Origin of the sequence: Streptomyces afghaniensis, from assembly GCF_044327915.1 — a bacterium.
GTDB classification, from domain to species: Bacteria; Actinomycetota; Actinomycetes; order Streptomycetales; family Streptomycetaceae; genus Streptomyces; species Streptomyces afghaniensis.
The window spans coordinates 378,312-400,826 of the sequence record NZ_JBIRGJ010000003.1; the positions used below are offsets into that span (position 1 = coordinate 378,312).

Annotated in this window: 24 protein-coding genes and 2 pseudogenes; 13 read left to right on the top strand and 13 right to left on the bottom strand. The window is 69.9% G+C overall.

The window, feature by feature from the left end; all coding sequences use genetic code 11:
* Positions 1-36 precede the first annotated feature (36 nt).
* On the top strand, positions 37-1,392 hold the full coding sequence (locus tag ACH4G3_RS12120) for a hypothetical protein (protein ID WP_397624356.1): 1,356 nt from the start codon (positions 37-39) through the stop codon (positions 1,390-1,392).
* Between the two features lie 728 nt (positions 1,393-2,120).
* Here the strand turns inward: ACH4G3_RS12120 and ACH4G3_RS12125 are convergent.
* Complete coding sequence (locus ACH4G3_RS12125) at positions 2,121-3,086, bottom strand: helix-turn-helix transcriptional regulator (RefSeq protein WP_397624357.1); 966 nt, start codon at positions 3,084-3,086, stop codon at positions 2,121-2,123.
* A gap of 92 nt (positions 3,087-3,178) precedes the next feature.
* On the opposite strand from ACH4G3_RS12125, the gene ACH4G3_RS12130 reads away from it, so the two are divergent.
* On the top strand, positions 3,179-3,544 hold the full coding sequence (locus tag ACH4G3_RS12130; protein WP_365671192.1) for a VOC family protein: 366 nt from the start codon (positions 3,179-3,181) through the stop codon (positions 3,542-3,544).
* 217 nt (positions 3,545-3,761) lie between these two features.
* On the opposite strand, the gene ACH4G3_RS12135 is transcribed toward ACH4G3_RS12130, so the two are convergent.
* Together ACH4G3_RS12135 and ACH4G3_RS12140 are read right to left on the bottom strand one after the other, a co-directional pair.
* Positions 3,762-4,874, bottom strand: coding sequence for a saccharopine dehydrogenase family protein (locus ACH4G3_RS12135; RefSeq protein ID WP_397624358.1), 1,113 nt, complete (start codon positions 4,872-4,874; stop codon positions 3,762-3,764).
* A gap of 61 nt (positions 4,875-4,935) precedes the next feature.
* Positions 4,936-5,107: pseudogene (locus tag ACH4G3_RS12140) on the bottom strand (IS110 family transposase); the annotation flags it as partial.
* A 35-nt stretch (positions 5,108-5,142) separates the two neighbouring features.
* Here ACH4G3_RS12140 and ACH4G3_RS12145 point away from each other — a divergent pair.
* The 9 genes from ACH4G3_RS12145 (at position 5,143) to ACH4G3_RS12185 (ending at position 11,361) form a co-directional block, all read left to right on the top strand.
* The gene (locus ACH4G3_RS12145) at positions 5,143-5,439 is read left to right on the top strand and encodes a hypothetical protein (RefSeq protein ID WP_397624359.1); all 297 of its coding nucleotides are present in this window, start codon (positions 5,143-5,145) and stop codon (positions 5,437-5,439) included.
* A gap of 374 nt (positions 5,440-5,813) precedes the next feature.
* Positions 5,814-6,158, top strand: coding sequence for a hypothetical protein (locus ACH4G3_RS12150; protein WP_397624360.1), 345 nt, complete (start codon positions 5,814-5,816; stop codon positions 6,156-6,158).
* 157 nt (positions 6,159-6,315) lie between these two features.
* Positions 6,316-6,885 carry a DUF4352 domain-containing protein gene (locus tag ACH4G3_RS12155; RefSeq protein WP_397624361.1) on the top strand — a complete coding sequence of 190 codons (570 nt, stop codon included), beginning with the start codon at positions 6,316-6,318 and terminating at the stop codon, positions 6,883-6,885.
* A gap of 165 nt (positions 6,886-7,050) precedes the next feature.
* Complete coding sequence (locus ACH4G3_RS12160) at positions 7,051-7,791, top strand: DUF6879 family protein (protein WP_397624362.1); 741 nt, start codon at positions 7,051-7,053, stop codon at positions 7,789-7,791.
* Positions 7,788-8,636, top strand: a complete 849-nt coding sequence (locus ACH4G3_RS12165; RefSeq protein ID WP_397624363.1) for a helix-turn-helix domain-containing protein — start codon at positions 7,788-7,790, stop codon at positions 8,634-8,636. Before ACH4G3_RS12160 ends, ACH4G3_RS12165 begins: the two co-directional genes overlap by 4 nt.
* An 87-nt stretch (positions 8,637-8,723) precedes the next feature.
* The gene (locus ACH4G3_RS12170) at positions 8,724-9,188 is read left to right on the top strand and encodes a hypothetical protein (protein ID WP_397624364.1); all 465 of its coding nucleotides are present in this window, start codon (positions 8,724-8,726) and stop codon (positions 9,186-9,188) included.
* Entirely contained in the window at positions 9,185-9,592 is a 408-nt protein-coding gene (locus ACH4G3_RS12175; protein ID WP_397624365.1) for a hypothetical protein, read from the top strand. The genes ACH4G3_RS12170 and ACH4G3_RS12175 overlap by 4 nt, the downstream gene beginning before the upstream one ends.
* 90 nt (positions 9,593-9,682) lie before the next feature.
* The gene (locus tag ACH4G3_RS12180; RefSeq protein WP_397624366.1) at positions 9,683-10,222 is read left to right on the top strand and encodes a class IV adenylate cyclase; all 540 of its coding nucleotides are present in this window, start codon (positions 9,683-9,685) and stop codon (positions 10,220-10,222) included.
* A 59-nt stretch (positions 10,223-10,281) separates the two neighbouring features.
* A complete protein-coding gene (locus ACH4G3_RS12185; protein WP_397624367.1) occupies positions 10,282-11,361 on the top strand; it encodes a radical SAM protein in 1,080 nt (359 codons plus the stop codon).
* Positions 11,362-11,493: 132 nt separating this feature from the next.
* On the opposite strand, the gene ACH4G3_RS12190 is transcribed toward ACH4G3_RS12185, so the two are convergent.
* Complete coding sequence (locus ACH4G3_RS12190; protein WP_397624368.1) at positions 11,494-12,084, bottom strand: hypothetical protein; 591 nt, start codon at positions 12,082-12,084, stop codon at positions 11,494-11,496.
* Between the two features lie 111 nt (positions 12,085-12,195).
* Positions 12,196-12,378 (bottom strand): hypothetical protein, encoded by a 183-nt coding sequence (locus ACH4G3_RS12195; protein ID WP_397624369.1) that lies wholly within the window; start codon positions 12,376-12,378, stop codon positions 12,196-12,198.
* On the opposite strand from ACH4G3_RS12195, the gene ACH4G3_RS12200 reads away from it, so the two are divergent.
* Together ACH4G3_RS12200 and ACH4G3_RS12205 are read left to right on the top strand one after the other, a co-directional pair.
* Positions 12,377-13,342 (top strand): helix-turn-helix domain-containing protein, encoded by a 966-nt coding sequence (locus ACH4G3_RS12200; RefSeq protein WP_397624370.1) that lies wholly within the window; start codon positions 12,377-12,379, stop codon positions 13,340-13,342. The two genes, ACH4G3_RS12195 and ACH4G3_RS12200, sit on opposite strands and share 2 nt — an antisense overlap.
* Before the next feature lie 76 nt (positions 13,343-13,418).
* Entirely contained in the window at positions 13,419-15,401 is a 1,983-nt protein-coding gene (locus tag ACH4G3_RS12205; protein WP_397624371.1) for a protein-arginine deiminase domain-containing protein, read from the top strand.
* Between the two features lie 34 nt (positions 15,402-15,435).
* Here ACH4G3_RS12205 and ACH4G3_RS12210 read toward each other — a convergent pair whose 3' ends face one another.
* From ACH4G3_RS12210 to ACH4G3_RS12245, 8 genes and pseudogenes are all read right to left on the bottom strand, one after another.
* Positions 15,436-15,858, bottom strand: coding sequence for a hypothetical protein (locus tag ACH4G3_RS12210; protein ID WP_397624372.1), 423 nt, complete (start codon positions 15,856-15,858; stop codon positions 15,436-15,438).
* 104 nt (positions 15,859-15,962) lie between these two features.
* Positions 15,963-17,165 carry an acyl-CoA dehydrogenase family protein gene (locus tag ACH4G3_RS12215; protein ID WP_397624373.1) on the bottom strand — a complete coding sequence of 401 codons (1,203 nt, stop codon included), beginning with the start codon at positions 17,163-17,165 and terminating at the stop codon, positions 15,963-15,965.
* Between the two features lies 1 nt (position 17,166).
* The gene (locus tag ACH4G3_RS12220; RefSeq protein WP_397624374.1) at positions 17,167-18,117 is read right to left on the bottom strand and encodes a 3-hydroxyacyl-CoA dehydrogenase NAD-binding domain-containing protein; all 951 of its coding nucleotides are present in this window, start codon (positions 18,115-18,117) and stop codon (positions 17,167-17,169) included.
* Entirely contained in the window at positions 18,114-18,860 is a 747-nt protein-coding gene (locus ACH4G3_RS12225; RefSeq protein ID WP_397624375.1) for an acetoacetate decarboxylase, read from the bottom strand. The genes ACH4G3_RS12220 and ACH4G3_RS12225 overlap by 4 nt, the downstream gene beginning before the upstream one ends.
* 6 nt (positions 18,861-18,866) lie before the next feature.
* The gene (locus tag ACH4G3_RS12230; protein WP_397624376.1) at positions 18,867-19,640 is read right to left on the bottom strand and encodes a crotonase/enoyl-CoA hydratase family protein; all 774 of its coding nucleotides are present in this window, start codon (positions 19,638-19,640) and stop codon (positions 18,867-18,869) included.
* Between the two features lie 27 nt (positions 19,641-19,667).
* A complete protein-coding gene (locus tag ACH4G3_RS12235; RefSeq protein WP_397624377.1) occupies positions 19,668-20,837 on the bottom strand; it encodes a CaiB/BaiF CoA transferase family protein in 1,170 nt (389 codons plus the stop codon).
* A gap of 168 nt (positions 20,838-21,005) precedes the next feature.
* Positions 21,006-22,016, bottom strand: coding sequence for a LysR family transcriptional regulator (locus tag ACH4G3_RS12240; RefSeq protein WP_397624755.1), 1,011 nt, complete (start codon positions 22,014-22,016; stop codon positions 21,006-21,008).
* Positions 21,996-22,508 (bottom strand): annotated as a pseudogene (locus ACH4G3_RS12245) (N-acetyltransferase family protein); the annotation flags it as partial. The gene ACH4G3_RS12240 and the pseudogene ACH4G3_RS12245, both read right to left, overlap by 21 nt.
* Between the last annotated feature and the right edge of the window lie 7 nt (positions 22,509-22,515).

Here is a 22,515-nt window from a genome sequence, read left to right on the forward strand (position 1 = left end):
CGGCCCGCGCCCGCCCTGTCGGCCTAGCGTTCCGCTGTGACCCGCTCCCTCCGCCCTGACCTGCGCCGTGACCTGTACGCCGTCGGGGCCGCTGCCCTGCTGGTGACGGCCGCCGTCCTGGTCGGCCGCCACATCCAGGACACCAGCCGTACGCTCTTCGTCGACTGGCCCCCGCTGCTGGCGTCCTGGGGCCCCCACCTGGGCCCCGGCACCCCGGCGGCCGTACTCCTGGCGATCGCCACCGTGGCGTACGGCCCCACCCTCGCGGCCCGGCTCCCCTGGCGGACTCTGCTCCCTCTGACCTGGGCCACGACCACGGCGTGGATCTGCTCCCTGGCCCTGATCGACGGCTGGGACCGGGGCATCGCGCGCCGCCTCACCACCCGCTACGAGTACCTCCAGGTCATCGACCGCTTCGACGACATCCCGGCAGCGCTACGCGATTTCACCCAGCACATCCTGCTCGACTCCCCCGACAACTGGCCCGCCCACATCGCCGGCCACCCGCCCGCCGCCACACTCACCTTCGTCCTGCTCGACCGGATCGGGCTGCGGGGCGGCGGCTGGGCGGGCATGTGGTGCGTCACCGTCGGGGCGACGGCCTGCGTCGCCGTGCTGGTCACGATCCGCGTCCTGGCCGACGAGACCCTCGCGCGCAGGGCGGCCCCCTTCCTCGTCCTGGCCCCGGCGGCCGTGTGGATGGGCACCTCGGCCGACGCGTACTTCGCGGCGGTGGCGGCGTGGGCGGTGGCGCTGCTGGCCCTGGCGGTCACGAGACGCTCGCTGTGGTGGGCGGGGGCATCCGGCCTCCTCTTCGGCCTGACCTGCTACCTCTCCTACGGCCTCACACTCGTCGCCCTGATCGCTGCGGCGGTACTGGTGCTCGGCCGGCACGGGGTCCGGGAGCACCCTGCCCTGCTGGTGCCCCTGCTGGCGGGCTTTGTCGTGGTCCCGGCGGCGTTCACGCTCGCCGGGTTCGACTGGTGGGAGGCGTACCGCCTGCTGGTGACGCGCTACCACCAGGGCGCGGGCGGCATCCGTCCCTACGGCTACTGGGTGTGGGCGAACCTGGCCTGCACGGTGCTGATCACGGGCCTGGCGACGGTGGCGGGCCTACGCCGGACGGGCACGGCGCTGCTCCACCGCCGCGCCGGCACCACCCCCGACCGGGCTGTCGAGCTCCGCCTCGCACTCCTCGTCTCCGCCGCGCTGCTGGCCCTGCTGATCGCCGACCTGTCCGGCATGAGCAAGGCGGAAACGGAACGCATCTGGCTGCCGTTCGCGGTGTGGCTCCTCCCGTCCTGCGCGCTCCTGCCCCATCCGCGCGCGTGGCTCACGGGGCAGGTGGTGCTGGCGTTGCTGCTCAATCATTTGCTGCTGACGGGGTGGTGACGCTGTCCTGTGCGGTCATGAACCGGCCCCTTGGGCGCGGACAGCCCGGTCAACAGCTGTCCTGCGAGAGGTCGCCCTTCCAAGGTGGCGGCCAGGGGACCGGCTCCGCTATGCGCGTCCCCCGCACGCCGAGGCCGGCACGAGCCAGTTCCAAGAAGCGCTGCCGTGCCTGTCGGAAGTCCTCGTAGGCCTGATCCCAGCCGGCCTCTCCCCTTGTCGGGAGTTCACGGGCGAGCGGTGCGGCTCCGCTCGCAGCGATGCCCTTGGCTACCGCGATGCGCCGGTAGCACCTGCACGTCGGCTACCGCGCACAGCCGGCCCGGCCGCAGCATGGGAACAGCCCAGTACGACGCTTGCGTCTGCTCGTCGCACCGCCGAGACACCGGGCCAGCCGGCAGATGCCAGCCACCGCTCAACAGCCCCCCACTCCGGCGTACTCGCCGGGGATGGGCAAGAAGCCTCCACAGACCGTAACGCCCCGAGCGCTACAGCAAGGGGAATCATTACGCCCACGGATCCGTACACAACCGCGGCCGCAGCTGCGGCGTCAGCGAGCGCCGGAGGCCCGTTGAGGCGAGAGGTCGCGTCGGTCACTTCCGCGATTCGCTCCGCCGATAGCTGAGGGTGTGGATGTTGAAGCGCTACGTACGTTCGCGTCCGTCGCCGAGGCCGGGCCGCTTCCAGGCAGCGGCGGACGAGCTCGGCATCAGCCAGCTAGCTGTTGCGGGTCAGGACGTTGGTGACGGCGCATAGTGGTGGGCAAGGTTGGTGGCGAGGTTGCTGAGGTGAGCCCTGGCTTCGGTGGGGCCGTGCACAGTGATGGCGCTTCCGAACGGCAGTAGTGCTCGCACGTCCTCCAGATGCAGGAATCGGATCGTCACCTTGTGGCCGGTGTCGGATTCTTCATAGTCGTCCTGAACGAGTCGTTGGCCAAAGATCCGTCGCGCCCGCTCGATCTGGGTCTGGTCGATGGTGGCGCTGACCTCTATCGCATGCTTGTGGTCCCACTGATCAACGAGTGCTGCAGCGACGGTGGCCAGGGTCTGGTTCTCGCGGATCCGTCGTGGCTGGTCGAGTGCTGTCCAGGCCGTGATCCGTTCGAGTCGGTACATCCGTGGCGCTCGGGCACAGTCGGCGACGAGGTACCAGGTGCCGGCCTTGGCGAGCAGCCCGTAGGGGTCCACGACCAGGATGCGTGAGCATGACTCGTGGGGACTGTCGTACTCGATCCGTAGCCGGCGACCGCGCCGCACTGGGCCGATCAGTGAAGCCGGAGTCGTGTCGGAATCTCGTGCCTGGAGCCAGGGACGGCTGTCCACGTGCACTACGTCGGTGAGGGGCAGGAGCTCATGACTTCGACGTGGCTGTGTAGCGCCGATTTTGGAGAGCGCGCGCCGGCTTTCGACGGATGCGTTGAGCTCCGCACGTTGCTTCTCATCCAGCCCGGTGAGCGACAGATGATCACGCTCGTCCGGTGTGAGTCGCGTGAGGTCGAGCCCGGACCCGGGCAGCATGGTCACACCTCCGAGGCGGCCCCGTTGCGCGGTCACCGGCAGACCTGCGTCGCGGAGCCAGTTCAGGTCCCGGGTGATGGTTCGAAGGGACACCCCGAGCGCCGAGGCAAGTTCCTGTGTGGTCACGGCATCCCTCGATGCGAGGAGCAGCATCAGGGAGAAGAAGCGGTCTGGGGTCACACACCAATTTTTTCAGGAATTGCGACAGGGGGCGGCGCATATCCCGGTGAGGCTGGTGGATGCGTACCTACGACCTGTGAGAAGGAACAATCATGACCACATCCGTCGTGTCCATCGTCTATGTGAACGACGCTCCCGCCGCAGCGCGCTTCTACGGCGACCTCCTCGGCATGAGCCCCTCGTTCGAGACTCCGGGATACATCACCTTCGACCTCGGGCCAGGCGCTGACCTCGCTCTGTGGTCCGGCCAGTTCGAGGATCTGTCGGCGGACGTCCCGCGTACCAGTGAGGTGTGTCTGGCCAGCAACGATGGGCCCGACGAGATCAATGCGATCTTCAAGCAGTGGCAGTCCAAGGGTGTCACGATCCTGCAGGAGCCACATGATGCGGGGTTCGGGCTGACCTTCCTCGCAGCCGATCCTGACGGCAACCGTATCCGTGTCGCACCGCGGGGTTGAAAGGCCACAATGCGGCAGGCGCGACACCTGTCGTGCGCGCCTGCCGTTGTCTGGCCGCGATCGCAGTGTGGAACATCCACTACGGCGGTGGCAAAGCCCCCTGCGCCCTTGTCGATGCGGTCGAGCCGCTGGCCGTACATGTTGCGGACCACGTCCGCGCCGGCACGCGCCGCGGCTGTCGCGACTGCAGCATCGCCGCAACTCGCGTATGAGTCGGTCACGCCGTGCAGACTGTCGAGGCGAGGCTACCGTCCCGGCGAACCTGCGGTGCAAAGGTGATGTGCGGAGCCAGCGCCCCGAGGAAGTCCGCCGCGTCGAAGATCTGGCCCGCTGAGGCCACCCCCGTCGCGTGGATGCGGCCCGTGAGGATGCGGTCGATCGCCTCCACCGCCAGCGGTGCGGTGACGGCGTAGATGTCCTGGCCCGTTGCCACGGCGCGGCGTTCGGTGTCGCCGGAGCGTACGACGGCCTCGACGATGAAGGTCTGGTCGGAGCGGCCGGTCTCGTCGGTCGCCGTCGGCGCGGGGGTTTCCGGGGAGGAGAGGTCGGCGGCCGCTTCCGTCGTCATGTGGGTGCGTACCTCGGGGATCGAGAGGTGGCTGGGGATGGTGACCACGTCGGCCATCGTGAACTCGCCGATGACCTGCCTGGTGCCCATGGGGGCGGGGAAGGGCCACTTCAGGAGGGTCGGCTCGGTGTCGTGGTACTCCAGCCGGCCGTTCGTGAAGCGGACGCGCCGGCCGGAGCGGCGCTCGCGGGAGACCGTGCCCGCGGTGCGTGTCCCGGGCGTGGGGTGCCAACCGCTCAGTCCGTAGGCGACGGTCGCTTCGTCGGCCGTCGTCCAGTCGCCCATCGCGGCCGTGGTCAGGAGGTCGCCCAGGCCGCCGTAGAAGGCCATCGCGGGTACGATCACCGCTTCCGCCGCCCGGGCGCGGTCCGCGAAGTGCGTGAAGGTGTCGACGTTGGCCTCGATCTCGGCCGCCACATCCACGTACGGGATTCCGGCGCGCAGGGCCGCCTCGATCACGGGCGCGGCGGTGAGGGCGAAGGGCCCGGCGCAGTTGATCACGGCGGCCGCCCCGGTCAGGGCGCGGTCCAGCGAGGCGGGGTCGTCGATCGAAGCCGGGCGGACTTCGAGGCCTGGGGCGGATGCCGCCAGCGCGCGCAGCTTGCCCGCGTCGCGGCCTGCGAGGATCGGGACGAATCCGCGTTCGCGCAGTTCAGCCACCACGAAGCGTCCCGTGTGGCCGTACGCGCCGTACACCGTCACCGGCACCGTCATCGGCTGTGTCGTTCCCGTGTCCGTGCCCGTTCCAGTTGCCGTTCCCATGTGGGTTCTCCCCCGTCGAGTGTTCACGTCATTCGGTCCGCTGGAGCTGTTACGGACATCCTGGGCAGCGTGGGCCGTCCACCGTGAGTGTCCGGAACGACGTACCCCGTACAGTTCCGGACGGGGAGCCGTAGCGCTCCAGCATCCAGGTGACGGCCTGGAGTGCGGGTGGCCTCGGCCGCCAGGTCCTGGTCGAAGCCGACGAGGACCGTGAGTTCGGCGGCGATCTCCTCTCAGGGCTCAGACGTAACTGACGGCAAGGGGAAAGGTGTCAGCGCCGGGCCTTGAGCTAAGTGCAGGCGCGGGGCTTGAAGCAGGCGCGGAACGCCTGCGCAAGAGTCCTGGAGGACTCACGCGTCACCGCTACGTCAACGCGGCGAAGTTCAACAACCGCTATGTTTCCGAGCCTCACGAGACGGACCTCGGCGGCGAGGAAGCGCACCAACTGCTTGCCACCGCCCATGCGAACACCGTCTGCCCGCCGTCGGGCTACTCGACATCGTGGGACGACTGTTACGCCAGCGCTGACCAGCTGCCGCTGCATCACAAGGCCGATCTGCTCTAGGAGCCGAACGGCGAGCCCCGACGGCTGCCCAACCACCTGACCCCCGAGCAGCGAAAGCAGGCACGCCGGGCATGCTCGTCGGCGGTGTGAATTCGCCGAGAAGCGCACCGCTGCGGCATTGCCTGATACTCCGGGGCGATCCACACGTTCGGCCGCCCCTCGCACTCGACCAGCCCCGAGTCAATGGTGTCAGTCTCGAGCGCTGATGCGGCCACATGTGGTGCGACCAACGAGGCAACGTCTCGCCTGCGTTGCGCAATCCGCACTGGTAACTCGGCAACTGATCACCCGTAGGCGTTAATCCGCCTGAACCCACAGCACACCCCGCCCCACCCCAGCACACTGCCCCTCACGCAACCACCACGGAGGAAAACATGGCCACCAACCCCTACTTCAATCAGCCCTTCACACCCGCCCGACCCCGTATGTTCAACACCACCCCCGCCAAGGTCGTATGGACGCTGGTGCCGGTCGTCACCCTCGGACTGTGCGCCGCCGTCCCCTTCGTCGTCGCTGCGGTGAAGGGTGTGGTAAAGCCCTGGCTAGCCGTGACATACGCGGTCGGAGAGATCGCCATCCTCGTCGTCGCGATGGCTGTCAGCCCGGAGCCGGATGATGCCGGCTCACCGTTCGCTGGGCTGCTCCTCATGATCCTGATCATCACGTCAGCGACGCACACGGCGCTCTTGGACAACGACAAGATCTCGGTCGGGAAGTAGTCAGCTCAGCTGATCAACCGGGGAAGGGTCGGCGTGATTACGCAGCCCGGCGCGACCGGCTCGCGCGCACCGGGGTCACAACACGGCCACATGCCTCACACGCGCCCTTCACGGGACGCATGATGCCCTCTCGACACACAGCACCTCTGGGGGGACCATGCGCTACACCACCACAGCACTCGCCGCCTGCCTGCTCCTCGCTGGCACAGTGAGCTGCTCCTCGGACGGCGACGACTCGAAAGCGACCGTCTCGAAGGCCTCCGAGACGCAGTCGGTCAGCCCGCCACCGAGCCCCACGCCGTCGCCGACCCAGGAGACGTACAAGCTCGGTGACACTGTCGACGTCTCCACGGCAGACGGCAAGTTCACTGCTGCCGCGCTCGCCTACAAAGCCGGCGGTATCCCCGATGTGGCCGGCCTCCTGAAGGCGGACCAGAAGTGGGCCGTGCTTGAGGTGAAGGTCTGCAACAAGGGCCCGGAGAGTATCGAGGTGTCCCCGTTCGTGTGGTCGCTCGCATACACGGATGGCGCGCGTGTGGAGCCGATGCACATGACGGGGAGCGAGTTGCCGCAGCCGTTGTACCCGCTTGAGGCGAAGGTGAAGACGGACGACTGTGTGCGGGGGAATGTCCTGTTCCAGGTGCCGAAGCAGGGCGCGCCGGAGCGGGCGTTGTACTCGCCGGACGCGTTGGACGAGCCCGTGGAGTGGACCGTACCTAAGGTGTAAGCAGTAGCCCCCAGACAGTCCGTCACAGGCCCGCTGGGGGCTTCTCCGTGTTGCGCGCAATCCGTAGCGGACGCCCTCGGCCAGCAATCTGCCGCAATCCATGAGCGCCACCGCGCAACCACCGAGCATCCTGGATCTCCACCACCACAGGACTCGGAGGGCGAGATGACGCTCAGGCTCCTCGGCACGACCAGCGAAGACGGCGACTGCCCCACGCTGTACGAGATCCCCGAGACGGACGAGATCCTCGTCCAGGGCGACCGAGAGACCGACCCTGCCCACCTCGTTCAGCTGCGGGACGCCAAGCCGTCCGAGACGTTCGTTCGCGTCCCTCGCAGCCTGCTCACCCGCTACGCGCCCAGCGCTCCTGCGCCCGAGCTCCAGCCGTTCGCAGCTATCTCCCACCTGTTCCGGGAGTTCCGGCACACCGCCTGGCGGCTGGAGACCCGCCGCGGCTACGCCACCGACCGGCTCAGCCCGAAGTGGCAGCGGTTCCTCGCCGGGGAGGACATCAGCCACGACCCAGACAACGCCTGGAGGGCGAACGTGCGGGAGCAGACCGCGCAGGGTAAGCGGTTCGGGCGCGTCCGCCTGGTCGACGAGCCGCTCACGCAAGGACAGCAGTACCTGCTGGCCACCGCCCCGGCCAACGTCGCCGCCGGCGAGGACATCCGCAACCTCACCCGCGCCGACGCCGAGCGGCTAGGGCTCCCGGACTACGATTTCTGGCTATTCGATTCCAAGATCCTCGCCCGGTTCGCGTTCGACGAGGACGACACCACCCTCGGCGTCTACGTCACCGAAGACCCCGCCGAGGTGCTCGCCGCCTGCCAGACCCGCGAGGCCGCCTGGCATCACGCCGTGCCTGCCGCGGAGTTCGCAAAGCAGGTAGCTTCAACCGTGTGACCACCGACTTCCAGACCGCGCGGGAAGCCCTCGGCGCACGGCTGCGCGAGCTGCGCGTCGAGGCCGGTCTGGAGGGCAAGGACATCGCCGCCGCACTCGGCTGGCAGACCTCGAAAGTCTCCCGGCTGCAGAACGGCAAGCAGACCCCTACCCCCAGCGACCTGAGCGCGTGGGCGCGCGCGATCAGCCAGCCGGACGCCGAGGCCGAGTTGCACGGCCTGCTCGCCGCGCTGGACATGAAGCAGCGTCACCGCTCCTGGCGCCGCCAGTTGGCCGGCGGGCACCGAGGCCGGCAGGAGATCGCCGTCCGGCAGACCGAGACGACGACGCTGATCCGGGGCCTTGAAGTCTCCCGCATCCCGGGCCTGTTCCAGACCCCCGAGTACGCGCGGGTCATCTTCGAGAGCAACGCCGAATTCCGCGGGATCCCGCCCACCACCGAGGCGGCCGTCGAGACGCGCATGCGCCGCCAGGAAGCGCTGTACGACCCCGAGAAGACGTTCCGCTTCCTCGTCTGCGAAGCAGCTCTGTACCACCGCTCATGCCCCATCGAGGTGATGGCCGAGCAACTCGACCGGCTGTACAACCTCGTCGGGCAGCGCCGTATCGAGCTCGGCATCCTGCCCTTTGGCACCCAGCTGCGGCGCACGGCCCCGCACGCCTTCTGGATCTACGACCAGCGTCTCGTCATCGTCGAGACCATCAGCGAGGAACTGTGGCTGACCGGTGACGACGACGTCCAGCTGTACGAGCGGGCGTGGGACTGGCTCGCCGAGTCCGCAGCGTACGGTACGCCAGCGCGGCGCCTGATCGGCCGCGCGAGGGCGTCTCTCGACCTCACCTGAGCAACCAGCCGCAAGCCTCCCCACCCTGTGCGCAATCCCGCGCAATCGTGCCGCGGGCCTGCAATCGTCCTGCCTAACGTTCGGGTCATGGCCCACCCGATGAGCACTGCCCAGCGGTTCGAGGCCGGAGACGTGTGGCTCGCCGACTGCCACTCGCACCCGGAGCTCGTGTGGAAGGCATGGCACGCTGGCACCCTCGCCGAGATCGAGAGCGGCGCACTTTGGTTGATTGCCGAGTCCACCGTCACGCAAGGCATGCCCGCCGCGGCCCGGATCAGGGAGGAGCAGCGCGGGCCGGTGCTCATGGACCCCTACGCGAACGTGGCGTGGTGGCTGGTGCCGCTCGATGCTGCGGAGGAGCTCGCCGACGTGCGGCAGCTCCACGTCCGGCACGCGGGCTGGACGCTGCGCTGCCCGCCGACCGGCCGCGAGGTGGAGAGCATGCAGTGGCTCTGGGATCCCGATGGAACGGGCCACCTCACTGACCTTGCCGTACTCGCCGCCGCCTTCGGCCCTGGCGGGTACCGACGCCCAGCGGAGGCACCGGCGTGACCATCACCGAGACTGAGACAGAGGCGCCCACTGCTGCCGACGAGCTGTCGACCCTCGGCGAGCAGCTGCTGCGCACCGCGAAGAACTCCCGCGACCGGGCAGCCGTCCAAGCACTGATCGAGGAACAGACGATCCTGTCGGTGCCAGGCGTGCGTCACGCCCTGATCATCGACACCGCCAAGGGCCAAGTAGCGCGCCTCGAAGGCCTATCGGGGCGCCAGTACATCCTCGGCCTCGACGAGGGGCAGCTCGACTTCCTCGGCCTGATCTTGTCGATGGTCGGCATCGGCATAACCACCCTCGCCTCCATGCAAGACATGGACGACCGCCGACTCCCGATCATCCTGCGGGCGATACTCCGGCTCACAGGCAACGACACGATCGCCGTCGGCACTCGCCTGTAGACCGGACCCCATAGGGAGCTGTTGTCGTGCAGCGCCCCCTACTCTGCACGGTCGTTGGACACCAGCAGCGACCAGCGAAACGGAGACCCAGTGGCAGGCATTGAGTTCGAAGCGAAGGCCCTCGACGTCGAGCCCGCGAAGATCGCGCAGCTCATCACCGAGGCCGGTGGCACATGCACGACTGGGACTCGCATCATGCGGCGCTACGTGTACGACACCATCCCGGCCGTCCCCGGCCGATGGGTGCGGCTACGCGACACCGGAACCGACATCACCTTGTGCGTCAAGCAGATCGCCACGGACGCTGTAGACGGGACCCACGAGACCGAGGTGACCGTCGACAGCTTCGAGGAAGCCGCCGCACTGCTGAAGCTCACCGGACTTACGCCGCGCGGCTACCAGGAGAACCTACGCACCTCGTACACCCTCGGCGCCGTCCGCCTCGAGGTTGACGAGTGGCCACGCATCCCGCCGTACCTGGAGATCGAGGCCGACGACGAAGCACAGGTATGGGCGGCCGCTGCCGGGCTGGGCATCGACCAGGACCAGCTCACGTCAATCAACACCACGAAGATCTACGCCCTATACGGCATCGACCTGGACTCCATCGCCGACCTGCGCTTCGAGTAGGCCGGCGCCTGCAACACCGGCCGGGGCACCGGACCCCGGCCGCCCGGAGAGGGGGCACCATGCACGACCTGAGCGACGTGCCGGTGGAAGTGAAACCCGACCGCACCCTACGCGTAAAGATCATCGACGCGTGCGGCCTCGCCTGCTCGTTCTGCCACAACGAGGGAACACCCGTCGCCGCCCCGGGCCGCACCGGGCGCGTCTCCATCTACCTCCGCACCAACGGCGCCGACTTCCTGCCCGACCGGATCGCGGCCGACGCCGACTTCGCCATGGCCCTCGCCGCCGTGCGCGGCAGCCTCCCGACGAACGAAGTGCACTTCACCGGTGGCGAGCCGACCCTCCACCCCGACCTGCCCGGCCTGATCACCATCGCCCGGCGCCTCGGGCTCACGGTGGGACTCACCTCGAACGGCGAGAACGGTGCCGCGGTCCTGCCCGCCGCCGCAGCAGCCGGCCTCGACCGCATCAACCTGTCCGTGTTCGGCACCACTCCGGCCGAGCTCGCCGCCGTCCAGGCACCGCGGCTTGCCTCGCCGAAGCTCGCCGAGCGCAAGCTGGCGGCCCTCGAGGCGACGATTGAGTCCGCGACCGAGCACGGCATCAAGGTCTCCGCCAACATCGTGATCCCCGACCGCAGCCACGTCGACCGCGTGCTCCGCATCATCGAGCGACACGGCCGCTCCGTCGTGGTCCGGATGCTCGTTTCACTGGAGGACGGGGGCGCCTCACTGGCCGCCATGCAGGCTGTCGTCGACCACCTGCGCGCCGTGCCAGTCCGCCGGATCATCACAGCAGGAGCGTCAGATCAGCGGGTGCGGTACCGCTTGCCGGACGGGCGCACGCTGTACGCGAAGAGCATCCGGCCTGTGCGCCTTCCCGAGACGTGCGCCGGCTGCCGGTTCAACAACCCGGACGACTGCCAGGAGGGGTACTACGGGGTGCGGTTGTACCGCGCCGCGGACGGCCCGTACATGGTCGGCGTGTGCATCCAACGCATGGACCTGTGCCTGTCGCTCGGAGAGTTCGTGATGAGCCAGCGCTGCCGTGAGGTAGCGACCTTCCGCGACGACGAAGCGGCACGGCTGACCCGGCTGCACGCCACGCCGGCAGCAACCGGCGGACCACACCCCAGTTGACGCGGGTTCCCCCCTTCCGCGATACGGAGTACGGGCGGTTTGTGGTTGCGGCAGATGCTCGCGCAACCACACTCCCAGGGGGAACCATGCGTATCCGAACCGCTGCCGCGGTGGGCCTGCTCGCCGCCGCACTCACCGCCTGCCGGCCCGGTGACAACGACGCTGCGCCGTGCCTACCGTGACCGTCACGGAGGCCGCCAACGTGAGCGCCGCGCGTGTTGCCGGCCTTGCCGAGGCGTACCCGAGCCTCGGCCCCGAGACGCCGATGCTCGACCAGGTCGACGCCTGCGCAAGCCTCGACGACTCCGCCAGGAGCAGCGTCCTGGGCACGCTGAGGGCGTCATCGAGCCGGCTGCCTCCGGAACGGATCACCAGCTCAACCTTCTGCACCCCGCCTCCGGCCGGGCTCGGCGTGTACTGGGAGCCGCCGTTGCGGGGGGTGTTGAGCATGGAGGCCCAGGCGCCTTGCTGCATCATGCGGCCCGTGTCCGGCCCGGAGTACACGCGCGACCCCAACGGCAGGCGGACCAGCTCGGGCTGGTGCTCGCCGACGAGCGTCCACGCCCCGCGGGCACCGCCCGACGCGGCGCCGACAATGCCGCCCGAAGCCTTCATCCCGAAACCCTCCTCGATGAGCTTCTCCATCGCCGCGGCGAGCTTGCCCATCGCCGACGTGAGCTTCGTCTGCTGCCGTGCGAGCTTGTCGACGAGCTTCTCCCGCATCGCGATCGCCGTCTTGAACCGCGTCCGACGTGGTCTTCCCCGCCGCTGTGGCCGCGCTGTTGATCTGCTGCTGAAGGCTGTTCATCGACTTGATCTCCGAGGGCGACGCGCTCAATAGCGCACCCGCCGTCTACAGCCCACCGCCCTCGATATGGCCTCCGCGATCTGCTGGAGCAGCTTCGGGTCGAGGCCCTTCTTCTGGAGGTCGGCGGGTGCTTTCGAGAAACTGGTGGCCTTGTCGCGGGAGGCGGTGAGGCCGCCCATGAAGGAGGCGACGGTGACGGGGCCGTCCATGAGTACTGTCGCGCTCGCCGTCACCGACGGGATGCTGCACTTCGAACTGTCCCTGGCCTCCGAAGTGTTCGGGTCGGCTCCGGCGGGTGTGGACGTGCCCTGGTACGACCTCCAGGTCTGCGGGATGGACGCCGTGCGGGTCGGGCGGTTCCTGCTGGAGCCCGACCAGGGGCTCGAACGGCTCCGGGATGCGGACACCGTGATCGTGCCCGGCTGGACGGACACCGACGTGGAGCCGCCCGCCGAGCTCGTCGGTGCCGTGCGTGCCGCCCACGAGGCGGGGGCGCGGGTGGCCTCCCTGTGCACGGGCGCGTTCGTGCTGGCCGCCGCCGGCCTGCTGGACGGCAGGCGCGCGACCACGCACTGGGCGCACACTGAGGCGCTGTCCGCCCGCTATCCGCGGGTGGAGGTCGATCCGGACGTGCTCTACGTGGACAACGGCAGCGTGCTGACTTCGGCCGGCAAGGCCGCCGCGATGGACCTGTGTCTGCACCTGGTCCGTCTCGACCACGGCTCGTCCGTCGCCAACGCGGTGGCCCGCCGCCTGGTCGTGCCGCCGCACCGGGCCGGTGGCCAGGCCCAGTTCGTCGCCGCCCCGGTGCCCGCCCGGGACGACCATCCGCTCGCCGCGCTGCTGCCCTGGGCGATCGAGCGCCTCGACCGGCCGCTCACCGTGGAGGACCTGGCACGGCAGGCCGGGATGAGCTCGCGCCATCTGGGCCGCCACTTCAGGGCGGTGACCGGCACCACTCCGCTGCAATGGCTGCTGACCCAGCGGATCCGCCGGGCCCAGGAGTTGCTGGAGACCACCGACGACGTCGTCGACGCCATCGCCGCGGCCACCGGCATGGGCACCGCCACGACGCTGCGCCGGCACTTCAACCGCACGGTCGGCGTGCCTCCGGACACCTACCGCCGGACCTTCCGCTCGGCGCCCGGATCCACGCGGCCGGCAGTGGAGTAACTCCGGCCACACAGTGAACGCACAGCCGCTGTTCCTCCTCTTTCACAGCGAACCCCCCAACCGAGAGGAACATGCTGTGCGTTCACGTACGCGGATACGTACACGTAGACCTTCGCGCCTGTACCCGGCCGGGTCCGTCGTCCTGGCTCTCGCCGCCGCGGGATCCGTACTGGCGGGGCCGGCCGGTTCCGCCTTCGCCGCCGAGACGGCCGGCCGCGCCGATCTGCGGGCGGATGTGAACCGCGACGGACGGGTCGATGTCACGGGTGGCACCGACAAGGCCGGTGAGGACGCCTGGTCCGTCGGGCGCGGAGCCGTCTACCTGCCCAACATCGACGACGACAGCAAGCGGTGCCCGGTGACCGGGCCGGGCGGCAAGCCGCTGTCCGACGCCAAGCTGGCCGCGTGCAACGACGGCACGGACAAGAAGGTCAACGGCAGCGCGGACGCCGCCGACCTCGCCCGGGTCCGTTCCGTCCCCATGCCGGGTCTGAGCGCGAACGCCCAGGGCCGTCTGAAGGTCACCACGGGAGGCGAGCACACTCGCCTCTTCCTCAAGCGGTCCGGCAAGTGGACAGCGGTGACGTCCAAGACCCGGCTGACCGCCGCCGAGCTGCGCGCCGGGGTCGAGTTCGGTGTCGAGGGCACCGACGTCGTCCGGGACAGCGCCAAGTGGGACGGCCGTGCCGTGGTCCGGCTGACGGTGACGTCCGGGAACGAGTCCACCTCCGACGCCGTGACCCTGCGCGTCGCACCGCTGCTGACCCACCATCACCTGCAGAACACCCAGCAGGTGATGGTGACCGAGGTCCAGGGCCAGGGCACGTACAGCCGTCTCCAGCAGAAGTTCGTCGCCGAACTCGCGAAGGAGGTCAAGAAGGCCGGGGTCACCACACCGCTGGTCAAGTTCAAGAAGTACGCCGACCCCTGGGCCCAGGACTTCGTCGAACCGGCCTACGTCAGCATGACCGGGCAGGGCGGTCAGCGGCACGTGATGCGTGTGATGCTGCGCTCCGCCCAGCCGGACCGGGACGCGGGCCGGGAGCTGTTCGAGAAGGTGCGCGGCCGGGACATCGGTGTGGTGCAGGTGACCGACCGGGCCGAGCCCGACGACTGGTCGCTCAACTCCATGGGGAACCTGGAGACCATCCCGCCCTACGCGCACGGCGGGCGCTCCTACCCGGCCGGGCGGATCATCATGGGCGAGCGCAAGGACAGCGGGGCGCGGCCGTCCAAGGTGATGCGGACGATGCTCAAGTCGCAGGGGTTGCAGGACCCGCTGCTGCTGGACACCTCCTGGCTGGGCGTGGGGCACGTCGACGAGTTCGTGCAGTTCCTGCCCGCCGACACTCCGCGCGGCTGGCGGATGGGCGTCGCCGATCCGCAGGCGGGGCTGCGGCTGCTGCGCGACGCCAAGCGCGACGGCCACGGCAAGACGAAGATGTTCTCCGTCCCGGGCCGCAGTGACAGTCCGGCGCCCAAGGAGACCATCGACCAGGCGCTCGCCTCCAAGCATCTGGTGGCCGACAACGAGATGGCCGCACGGCGCATCGCGGCCAACCTGGAGATCCTGAAGCGGGAGACGGGTGTCACCGACGCGGAGATCGTGCGGGTGCCCGCGCTGTACACCCGCGAGTCGGAGGTCATGACCGCCGAAGGCGACGAGATTCCCGTGCCGCGTCTGACGCGCATGGGCGCCGGTTCCGACCTCGTGGACAGCCTCGGGGACCGCGGCCAGCAGAAGTGGCTCGCCGAGAACCCGGCCACCCCGCGTGCGGCGGCTGCGGCGACGGTGATGACCAGCGCGTACGTTCCCGGAGCGGTCAACGGTGTGCTCCTCGGGCGCGACCGCTACCTCGCCCCGCGCCAGTGGGGTCCCGTCATCGGCGGCAAGGACATCTTCACGGAGGCCGTCAACGCCGCTTACCGGCGGGTCGGCCTGAAGGTGTCGTACATCGACGACTGGTACACGTACCACCTCGGCATGGGCGAGGTGCACTGCGGCACCAACACCCTGCGCGACGCGTCGGCCGCGTGGTGGCAGCGCCCGGCGCGCTGATCCGTCATGAGGACCGGGCGGCGGATCCGGACGGTCAGGTGCCGTACGGTCCGTCGCCCCGCCCGGGTGCCAGGCGGCGGTAGGCCGCGCGGGCGTGGGCGACGCGGGCCAGGGACGTGCCGACGAGCGTGGCGGTGAAGAGGCAGGCCAGCCATGTCGTGTCGCGGGGGCCGGCCCAGGTGAGGGTGCCCGCGGGCGGGATGGCGAAGCCGTTGAGGAACAGCCAGCACAGGACGGCCGTGCCGGGGGCCGCCGTGAAGCGTGCGCACAGGCCGAGTACCGCGGCCAGCAGGGACAGCGCGAGCAGGGCCGGTCCCGGACGGCCGATCCCCACCACGGCGTTGAGGACGGCCACCAGCACCAGTGCGCCGCCGAACGCCCCGGCCCACACCAGCGGTGTCGCCACGGGCCTCGGAACGGGCCTGGCTCCGGTGCCCAGCGGCCTCCACTCGATCATGCCGGCGCTTCCTTCCCCGAGGGTGCTCGTCAGGGTCCCACTCACACCTGTTCAGGGGAAACGCTCGAACCGGACAGTCGTACGACGCCGCCGGCGGCGGGGCGTCACACGAACGCGCTCTGCCCCGTGATCGCCTTGCCGACGATCAGGGTGTTCATCTCGCGCGTGCCCTCGAAGGAGTAGATCGCCTCGGCGTCGGCGAAGAAGCGCGCGATGTCGTGGTCCAGGAGGATTCCGTTGCCGCCGAAGATCTCCCGGCTCCAGGCCACGACCTCCCGCATCCGCGCGGTGACGAACGCCTTGGCCAGGGAGGAGTGTTCGTCGCGGAAGACGCCTTCGTCCTGCAGCCGGGCGAGCTGCACCAGCATGCCCCACGAGGCGGTGATGTTGCCCAGGCTCTTGACCAGCAGGTCCTGCACGAGCTGGAAACCGCCGATGGGACGGCCGAACTGCCGCCGCTCACGGGCGTAGTCGAGGGCCAGTTCGTAGGCGCCGACCATGACGCCCAGCGCCTGCCAGGCCACCCCGCTGCGCGTGGCCCGCAGGATCTCGGCGACGTCGCGGAAGGAGTTGATGTTCTGCAGGCGGTTCGCCTCCGGCACCCGGACGTCGGTGAGCGTGATCTCGGCGTTCTCCACGATCCGGAAGGCGATCTTGCCCTCGATCCTCGCCGGTTCGAAGCCGGGCGTGCCCTTCTCGACGACGAAGCCCTTGACGTGGTTGTCGTCGACGTCCCGCGCCCACACCACGACGTAGTCGGCGAAGGTCGCGTTGCCGATCCACTTCTTGGCGCCGTTCAGGACCCAGGTGTCGCCCTCGCGCTCGGCCGTGGTGCGCATGCCGCCCGCGACGTCGGAGCCGCCGAGGGGCTCGGTCATGGCGAACGCGCCGATCTTGTCCATCGCGGCCATCGCCGGGAGCCAGCGGTCGCGCTGCTCCTGGTCGCCGCCGGAGTGGACGGAGTACATCGCGAGGCCGTTGTGGACGCCGAAGAACGTGGCCACCGAGGCGTCGGTGCGGCTCAGTTCCATCGCCAGCATGCCGCTGAGCAGGTTGCTGACGGCGGGCCGGTGCTCGCCGTAGCCCTCGTAGGGCAGGCCGGCGAGGCCGCTGTCGCGGAAGATGCCGACGAGTTCCCGGGGGAACTCGCCCTTGGCCCAGTGGGCGTTGACCAGCGGCTTGATCTCGTCGCGCATGAGGGCGCGGGCCTTGAGGAGGATCTCCCGCTCCTCGTCCGGCAGCAGCGTCTCGTAGGCGTAGAAGTCCGCGGTGAGCTGGTCTTCGAGCGGTTCCATGATGGCGGTCATCTCAGTTCTCCTCCTTGTCGGCGCTGTCCAGGGCGGACAGGACGGCGAGTTGCCTGCGGTCGCGGGTCTCGGTGAGCTGCGCGTACGTGGCGGAGCCGTAGGCCTGTTCCACGGCTGCGATGAGCCGTTCCTGCTGGTCGTGGTCGTGTGACGGGGTGCCGAGGTCCGTCCACATCCGCTTCATCGAGGGGCCGATGTGCTCGGCCAGGTGCCGGTAGCCGCCCGGTCCGCCGCCCAGGTGCGAGCCGAGGAACGGCCCGACCGTGGCCCAGCGCAGGCCCAGCGAGTTGGTCATCACCGTGTCGAGTTCCTCCGGCGTCACCACGCCCTGCTCGACGAGGTACACCGCCTCACGGCTGAGGGCGTTCTGCAGCCGGTTCCCGACGAAGCCGGGGATCTCCTTGCGCTCGACGACCGGGGTGCGGCCGACCGAGGTGTAGAAGTCCGCCGCGGCCTTCACCGCGTCCTCGCCGGTGCGTTCGCCGGGTACGACCTCGACGAGCGGGACGAGGTGCGGCGGGTTGAACGGGTGGCCGATCAGGACGCGGGCGGCGGCGTCGTCCGCCAGTTCCTTGGTGAACTCGGTCGACGGGATGGCCGACGAGGAGCTGAGCAGCAGCGCGTGGCCGGGTGCCTCCCTGGCCAGGGTGGCGAACAGGTCCTGCTTGAACTCGACGCGCTCGGGGCCGTTCTCCTGTACGACGTCCGCGTCGCGGACCGCCTCGGTGACGTCGGCGGCGATGCGCACCCGGTCGGCGAGGCCGGTCACGTCCAGGCCGCGGGCGGCCAGGTGCGGGGCGGACCGCGCCAGGGCCTCGTCCACGGCCTCGGCGAGGTCCGGTCGCGGATCGCTCACCCGGACCGTGAGGCCGTGCGCGGCGAACAGGGCCGTCCAGGACAGTCCGATGGTCCCGGCGCCGATCACCGCGGCCGTACGGAAGGTGCGGCTCATGACGCGGCTCCCTTCAGGTAGTCGTGGACCGGCTCGGCGCCGGACAGCGTCAGGTCGGTGAGGATGTGGCTCGCGGAGACGACCTCCAGCACCGGCAGGTCGGCCAGCGGGGCGAGCACGTGCGCGAAGAGCTGGAGCCGGGCGGGCCCGGTCCAGGCCTCCTTGACGGTGACGTCGGTGATGCGCGTGCGGACGAGTTCCTGCACGCGCGGCAGCCCGTCGTAGCCGGGGACGGTCTTGAGCATGAAGGCCGGCACGGTGATCTGCGCCTCGGCCTCGCGCCGGTCCAGCTCGTGGTGCTTGTAGCCCATGGTCGCGGTGGCGACCCGCTGGCTGCCGTGGTCGAGGGTGCCGACGAGCGCGCCGGAGTCGACGGTGAGCGACGGGGAGCCGAGCACCTTCGGGTAGGCGGAGACCTCACGGCCGGAGGCGGTCGCCGGGAAGTTGTCGAGGTACATCGCGTGCAGGTACTCGCCCTGCTCGCCCTCGAAGCTGACGGGTATCGCCTGGCCCGCCTCCGTGTAGGGGCCGTAGCCGCTGACGTCGCCCATCTTCATGACCTCGAACCGGACCAGCGGTTCACCGATCCGCAACGGCTCGGGGACGACGGCCCGCAGCGCGCCGGGGTCGGTGCGGTAGACGACGTTGAGGTACTCCCGGTCGGTGAACCGCGGGACCGTCGGCGCGTACGCCGGGCTGGTGAGCGGGGTGGTGAGGTGCTGTCGTACGTCCTCGGCGTGCATGGCGGCTCACCGTCCCGTCCACCGCGCGGGGCGGCGCTCGGCGAAGGCGGTCATGCCCTCGCGTACGTCCGCCGAGGCCATCAGGGTCTTCATCTCCCCGCGCTGGAAGGCGAAGGCGTCGGCGTCGGGCGCACCGTCGGCGGCGCGGACGACGCGCTTGACGGCCGCGAGCGCGAGCGGGGCGTTCTGCGCGAGCCGTTCGGCCAGCTGGAGCGCCTCGGCGACGGCCTGGCCGGAGGCCGTGACCCGGTTGGCGAGGCCCAGTTCGCCGGCGCGGCGGCCGTCGACGGGATCGCCGGTCAGCAGGAGTTCCATGGCCAGGTGGTGCGGGATGCGCTTGGGCAGCCGGATCACTCCGCCGCCCGCGGCGATCAGCCCGCGCTTGACCTCGGGCAGCCCGAACCGGGCGTCCTCGGCCGCGACGATCAGGTCGCAGGCCAGGGCCAGTTCGAAGCCGCCGCCCATGGCGTAGCCCTCGACGGCGGCGATCAGGGGCTTGGCCGGTTCGGCCTCGGTCAGGCCGCCGAAGCCGCGGCCTTCCACCTCGGGCGACTCGCCGCGCAGCGCGGCCTTGAGGTCCATGCCGGCGCTGAACGTGCCGCCCTCGCCGGTCAGGACACCGGCCCGCAGCTCGGGGTCGGCCTCCAGTTCGTCCAGTGCGGCGGCCAGGCCGGTGGCGACCGCGGCGTTCACGGCGTTGCGGGCCTCGGGGCGGTCGAGGGTGATCAGCAGGGCGGAGCCGATCCGTTCGGTGCGTACGGGAGTTGTGGGGGTGCTCATGGCTGTCCTCCTGGGACGGTCGGACGGTCAGCGGGCGGCGGTGTCGAGCTCGGCGAGGATGTCCTCGGTGTCCTGGCCGGCGACCGGCGCCAGGCGGCGGATCGAGCCGGGCGTGGCGGAGAAGCGCAGCGGGATGCCGATGGTGCGGACGGTGCCCTCGGTCGGGTGCTCGACGGTGTCGAGGAGGTGGCCGCCCTGGACGTAGGGGTCCTCGTGGGCGCGGTCCAGTTCCAGCACCGGGGCCATCGGGATGCTGTGCTTGGCGCACACCTCCGCCCACTCCTCGGTGGTCAGGGCCGGGGCGCAGGCGTCGACCAGGGCGGCGAGGTCCTCGTGGTCGGCGCTGTCGACGGCGTCCCCGTTGACGCGCGGGTCCTCGGCGAGGTCCGGGCGTCCGGCGGCGGTGAAGAAGTCCCGGTAGTTCTGCGGGTTGTACGGGATGACGCAGGCCAGGCCGTCCTTGGTGCGCACCGCCTTGTGGCCCTTCAGCATCGACAGGGGGAAGCCGGTGGAACCGGTCTCGGGCACGTGGGTGTGTCCCGCGAGGTGCTCGACCAGGTTGAACGCGATCAGGGTGTCGGTCATCGGGATCTCGACGAGCTGGCCCTGTCCGGTCCTGTTCCGGTGCAGCAGGGCGGCGAGCACGCTGTAGGCGATGGTCAGGGAGGAGACCTTGTCGCCGATGATGGTCGGCAGGTAGACGGGTTCGCCCAGCGCCCGGTCGGCGATGTCGACCAGGCCGGACGCGGCCTGCACGGTCTCGTCGTAGGCGGCGTTGCCCGCCCGGTCCGAGTCGCTGCGGAAGCCCTGGGCGTGCGCGTAGACGAGCCCGGGGTTGCGGGCGGCGATGTCGTCGTAGGACAGGCCGAGGCGGTGCAGGGCGCCCGGCCGCATGTTGGTGATCAGCACGTCCGCGGTGTCGATCAGCTTCAGCGCCCGCTCGCGGTCGGTGTCGTCCTTGAGGTTGAGGGCCACGCTGCGCTTGTTGCGGTTGACGTTGAGGTTGAGCGGGGTCATGCCCGGCGTGGTGCGGTAGTGGCCCACGCGTACGGTGTCGGCGGGCGACTCGATCTTGATCACGTCGGCGCCCAGGTCGCCGAGGATCTGTGCCGCGTAGGGGCCCATCACCACGGTCGACAGGTCGATCACGCGGATGCCTTCCAGGGGGCCGGTGGCGGTGTCCGTGATGTCCGTCATCGCTTTTCCTTCAACTCCTCGCTTCGCCATGTATGTGTATCTGGAAACTAAGTTAGCAAGGAGGGGATGGAGAACGGAAACAAATGGAGTGACCAATAAACGAAAGGCGGTATGACCGCAGTGGTCATACCGCCTTTGGTGAGTATTTCCCGAACGCTTGGGGGTGGGTCAGGCGTGGAGCGGCTCGGCGAACACCTCGCGGGCCGCGGCGACGACTTCCTCCAGGTCACCGCCGTGAGCCCGGTCCTTGCGCCAGACCAGTCCGGTCTCCAGCCGGGGATGGAAATCCGAGAAGGGAAGGACGGTCACATTGTCGAGACGGTAATTCTGTACGGGGCTCCGCGGATCCAGCATGGAAATCGAGAAGGCCAGGCCGCTGGACACTATCTCGGAGACTCCGTCGAATGTCGCGCTGCCGATTTCGATCCGTTTCTTGATGCCGAGCTCGGCCAGCTGCTGGTCGAGACCGCGAAAATACGCGTTGGTCACGGCCGTGGGCGAGCCCGCGTAGGCGAGTCCGGACAGCTCCGCCAGGGCGATCGACTCCCGCCCCGCGAACCGGTCCCTGGGCACGACCGCGCCGAGCCGCTCCGACATCACCGGCAGCTGTTCCAGGGCCGGGTCGCCGCCGACCGGGAGCCGGGCGAGGGTCAGCGCCAGTCTGCCGTCGCACACCGCGTCGACCAGCCGCTCGGTGCCGCCCGGCCAGCGTTTGATCTCGAACCGGTCGCCGACCCGCTCGGCGAGGGCGTCCATCCGAAGCCGCAGGTCCGGATGGATGCCGCTGGGGACACCGAGCAGCAGGGTGGTCCGCCGCGGCCGGGTCGTCTCGTCCAGCCGCCACTGGATGGAGTCGACCTGCTCCAGGACCCCGCGGGCGATCGGCAGCAGCGCGCTGCCGGCCGGGGTGAGCCGCACGTGGTGGGTGTCGCGGTCGAACAGCCGGTGTCCGAGTTCGTTCTCGAGATCCTTGATCCGCCGGCTCAGGGGGGAGGCCGCCATGTGCAGTTTGCGGGCCGCGGTGGAGAAGTTCAGTTCTTGGGCGACGGCGACGAAATAGCGCAGGTGCAGGAGCTCCACGCGGTTCACCCTAACCGCTGCGGCCTTTCGTCCCCGGGGGGCCGCGGAACCGGAGAGCTCCTTCTCCGTCGGCTCCTTCTCCGTCAGCTCCTTCTCCATCAGCGTGAAGGACTTGGGCGCCCCGCCCGGCTGCGGTTTGCCCTCCTTGTGGCCGACGACGCGGTAACCGGCGTCCCGGTAGTAGGCGTTGAGCTGTGCGTTGCCCGCCAGGCAGTCCAGGCGGACCCGGGTCCGTCCGGCCTCGGCCACCCGGTGTTCCGCGGCCTCCAGCAGCAGTCGCCCCGTCCCGGGCGGGGCGATGCTCCGGTTCACCATGAGCCGATGTACGTACCCGGCCACAGGCGGCTGCGGCCCCCAGGCGGCCTCGTCCTCCCACCACAGCTCCCAGGCTCCGCCGACGCGCCCACCGGCCTCGGCGAGCCAGACCTCGCCACGTGCCATGACCTGCCGGAAGTGCTCCTCGTCCAGCTCCCCCGGCCGCCACTGCCCGGTGACACCGCGGGCGAGCATCCAGCGGGCCGCGTCGTCGCGAAGGCGGACGAGGGTGGCCAGGTCGGCCTCGGTGGCCGGGCGGACGCGTAGATCATTCACCCGGGGA

What these genes read in the sequence shown, in the direction of transcription:
- ACH4G3_RS12130 (WP_365671192.1), top strand. Translation starts at nt 3,179, where the DNA reads ATGACCACATCCGTCGTGTCCATCGTCTATGTGAACGACGCTCCCGCC.
- ACH4G3_RS12135 (WP_397624358.1), bottom strand. Translation starts at nt 4,874, where the DNA reads ATGGGAACGGCAACTGGAACGGGCACGGACACGGGAACGACACAGCCG.
- ACH4G3_RS12150 (WP_397624360.1), top strand. Translation starts at nt 5,814, where the DNA reads ATGGCCACCAACCCCTACTTCAATCAGCCCTTCACACCCGCCCGACCC.
- ACH4G3_RS12155 (WP_397624361.1), top strand. Translation starts at nt 6,316, where the DNA reads ATGCGCTACACCACCACAGCACTCGCCGCCTGCCTGCTCCTCGCTGGC.
- ACH4G3_RS12160 (WP_397624362.1), top strand. Translation starts at nt 7,051, where the DNA reads ATGACGCTCAGGCTCCTCGGCACGACCAGCGAAGACGGCGACTGCCCC.
- ACH4G3_RS12170 (WP_397624364.1), top strand. Translation starts at nt 8,724, where the DNA reads ATGGCCCACCCGATGAGCACTGCCCAGCGGTTCGAGGCCGGAGACGTG.
- ACH4G3_RS12185 (WP_397624367.1), top strand. Translation starts at nt 10,282, where the DNA reads ATGCACGACCTGAGCGACGTGCCGGTGGAAGTGAAACCCGACCGCACC.
- ACH4G3_RS12190 (WP_397624368.1), bottom strand. Translation starts at nt 12,084, where the DNA reads ATGCGGGAGAAGCTCGTCGACAAGCTCGCACGGCAGCAGACGAAGCTC.
- ACH4G3_RS12200 (WP_397624370.1), top strand. Translation starts at nt 12,377, where the DNA reads ATGAGTACTGTCGCGCTCGCCGTCACCGACGGGATGCTGCACTTCGAA.
- ACH4G3_RS12195 (WP_397624369.1), bottom strand. Translation starts at nt 12,378, where the DNA reads ATGGACGGCCCCGTCACCGTCGCCTCCTTCATGGGCGGCCTCACCGCC.
- ACH4G3_RS12210 (WP_397624372.1), bottom strand. Translation starts at nt 15,858, where the DNA reads ATGATCGAGTGGAGGCCGCTGGGCACCGGAGCCAGGCCCGTTCCGAGG.
- ACH4G3_RS12215 (WP_397624373.1), bottom strand. Translation starts at nt 17,165, where the DNA reads ATGACCGCCATCATGGAACCGCTCGAAGACCAGCTCACCGCGGACTTC.
- ACH4G3_RS12220 (WP_397624374.1), bottom strand. Translation starts at nt 18,117, where the DNA reads ATGAGCCGCACCTTCCGTACGGCCGCGGTGATCGGCGCCGGGACCATC.
- ACH4G3_RS12225 (WP_397624375.1), bottom strand. Translation starts at nt 18,860, where the DNA reads ATGCACGCCGAGGACGTACGACAGCACCTCACCACCCCGCTCACCAGC.
- ACH4G3_RS12230 (WP_397624376.1), bottom strand. Translation starts at nt 19,640, where the DNA reads ATGAGCACCCCCACAACTCCCGTACGCACCGAACGGATCGGCTCCGCC.
- ACH4G3_RS12235 (WP_397624377.1), bottom strand. Translation starts at nt 20,837, where the DNA reads ATGACGGACATCACGGACACCGCCACCGGCCCCCTGGAAGGCATCCGC.
- ACH4G3_RS12240 (WP_397624755.1), bottom strand. Translation starts at nt 22,016, where the DNA reads ATGGAGAAGGAGCTGACGGAGAAGGAGCCGACGGAGAAGGAGCTCTCC.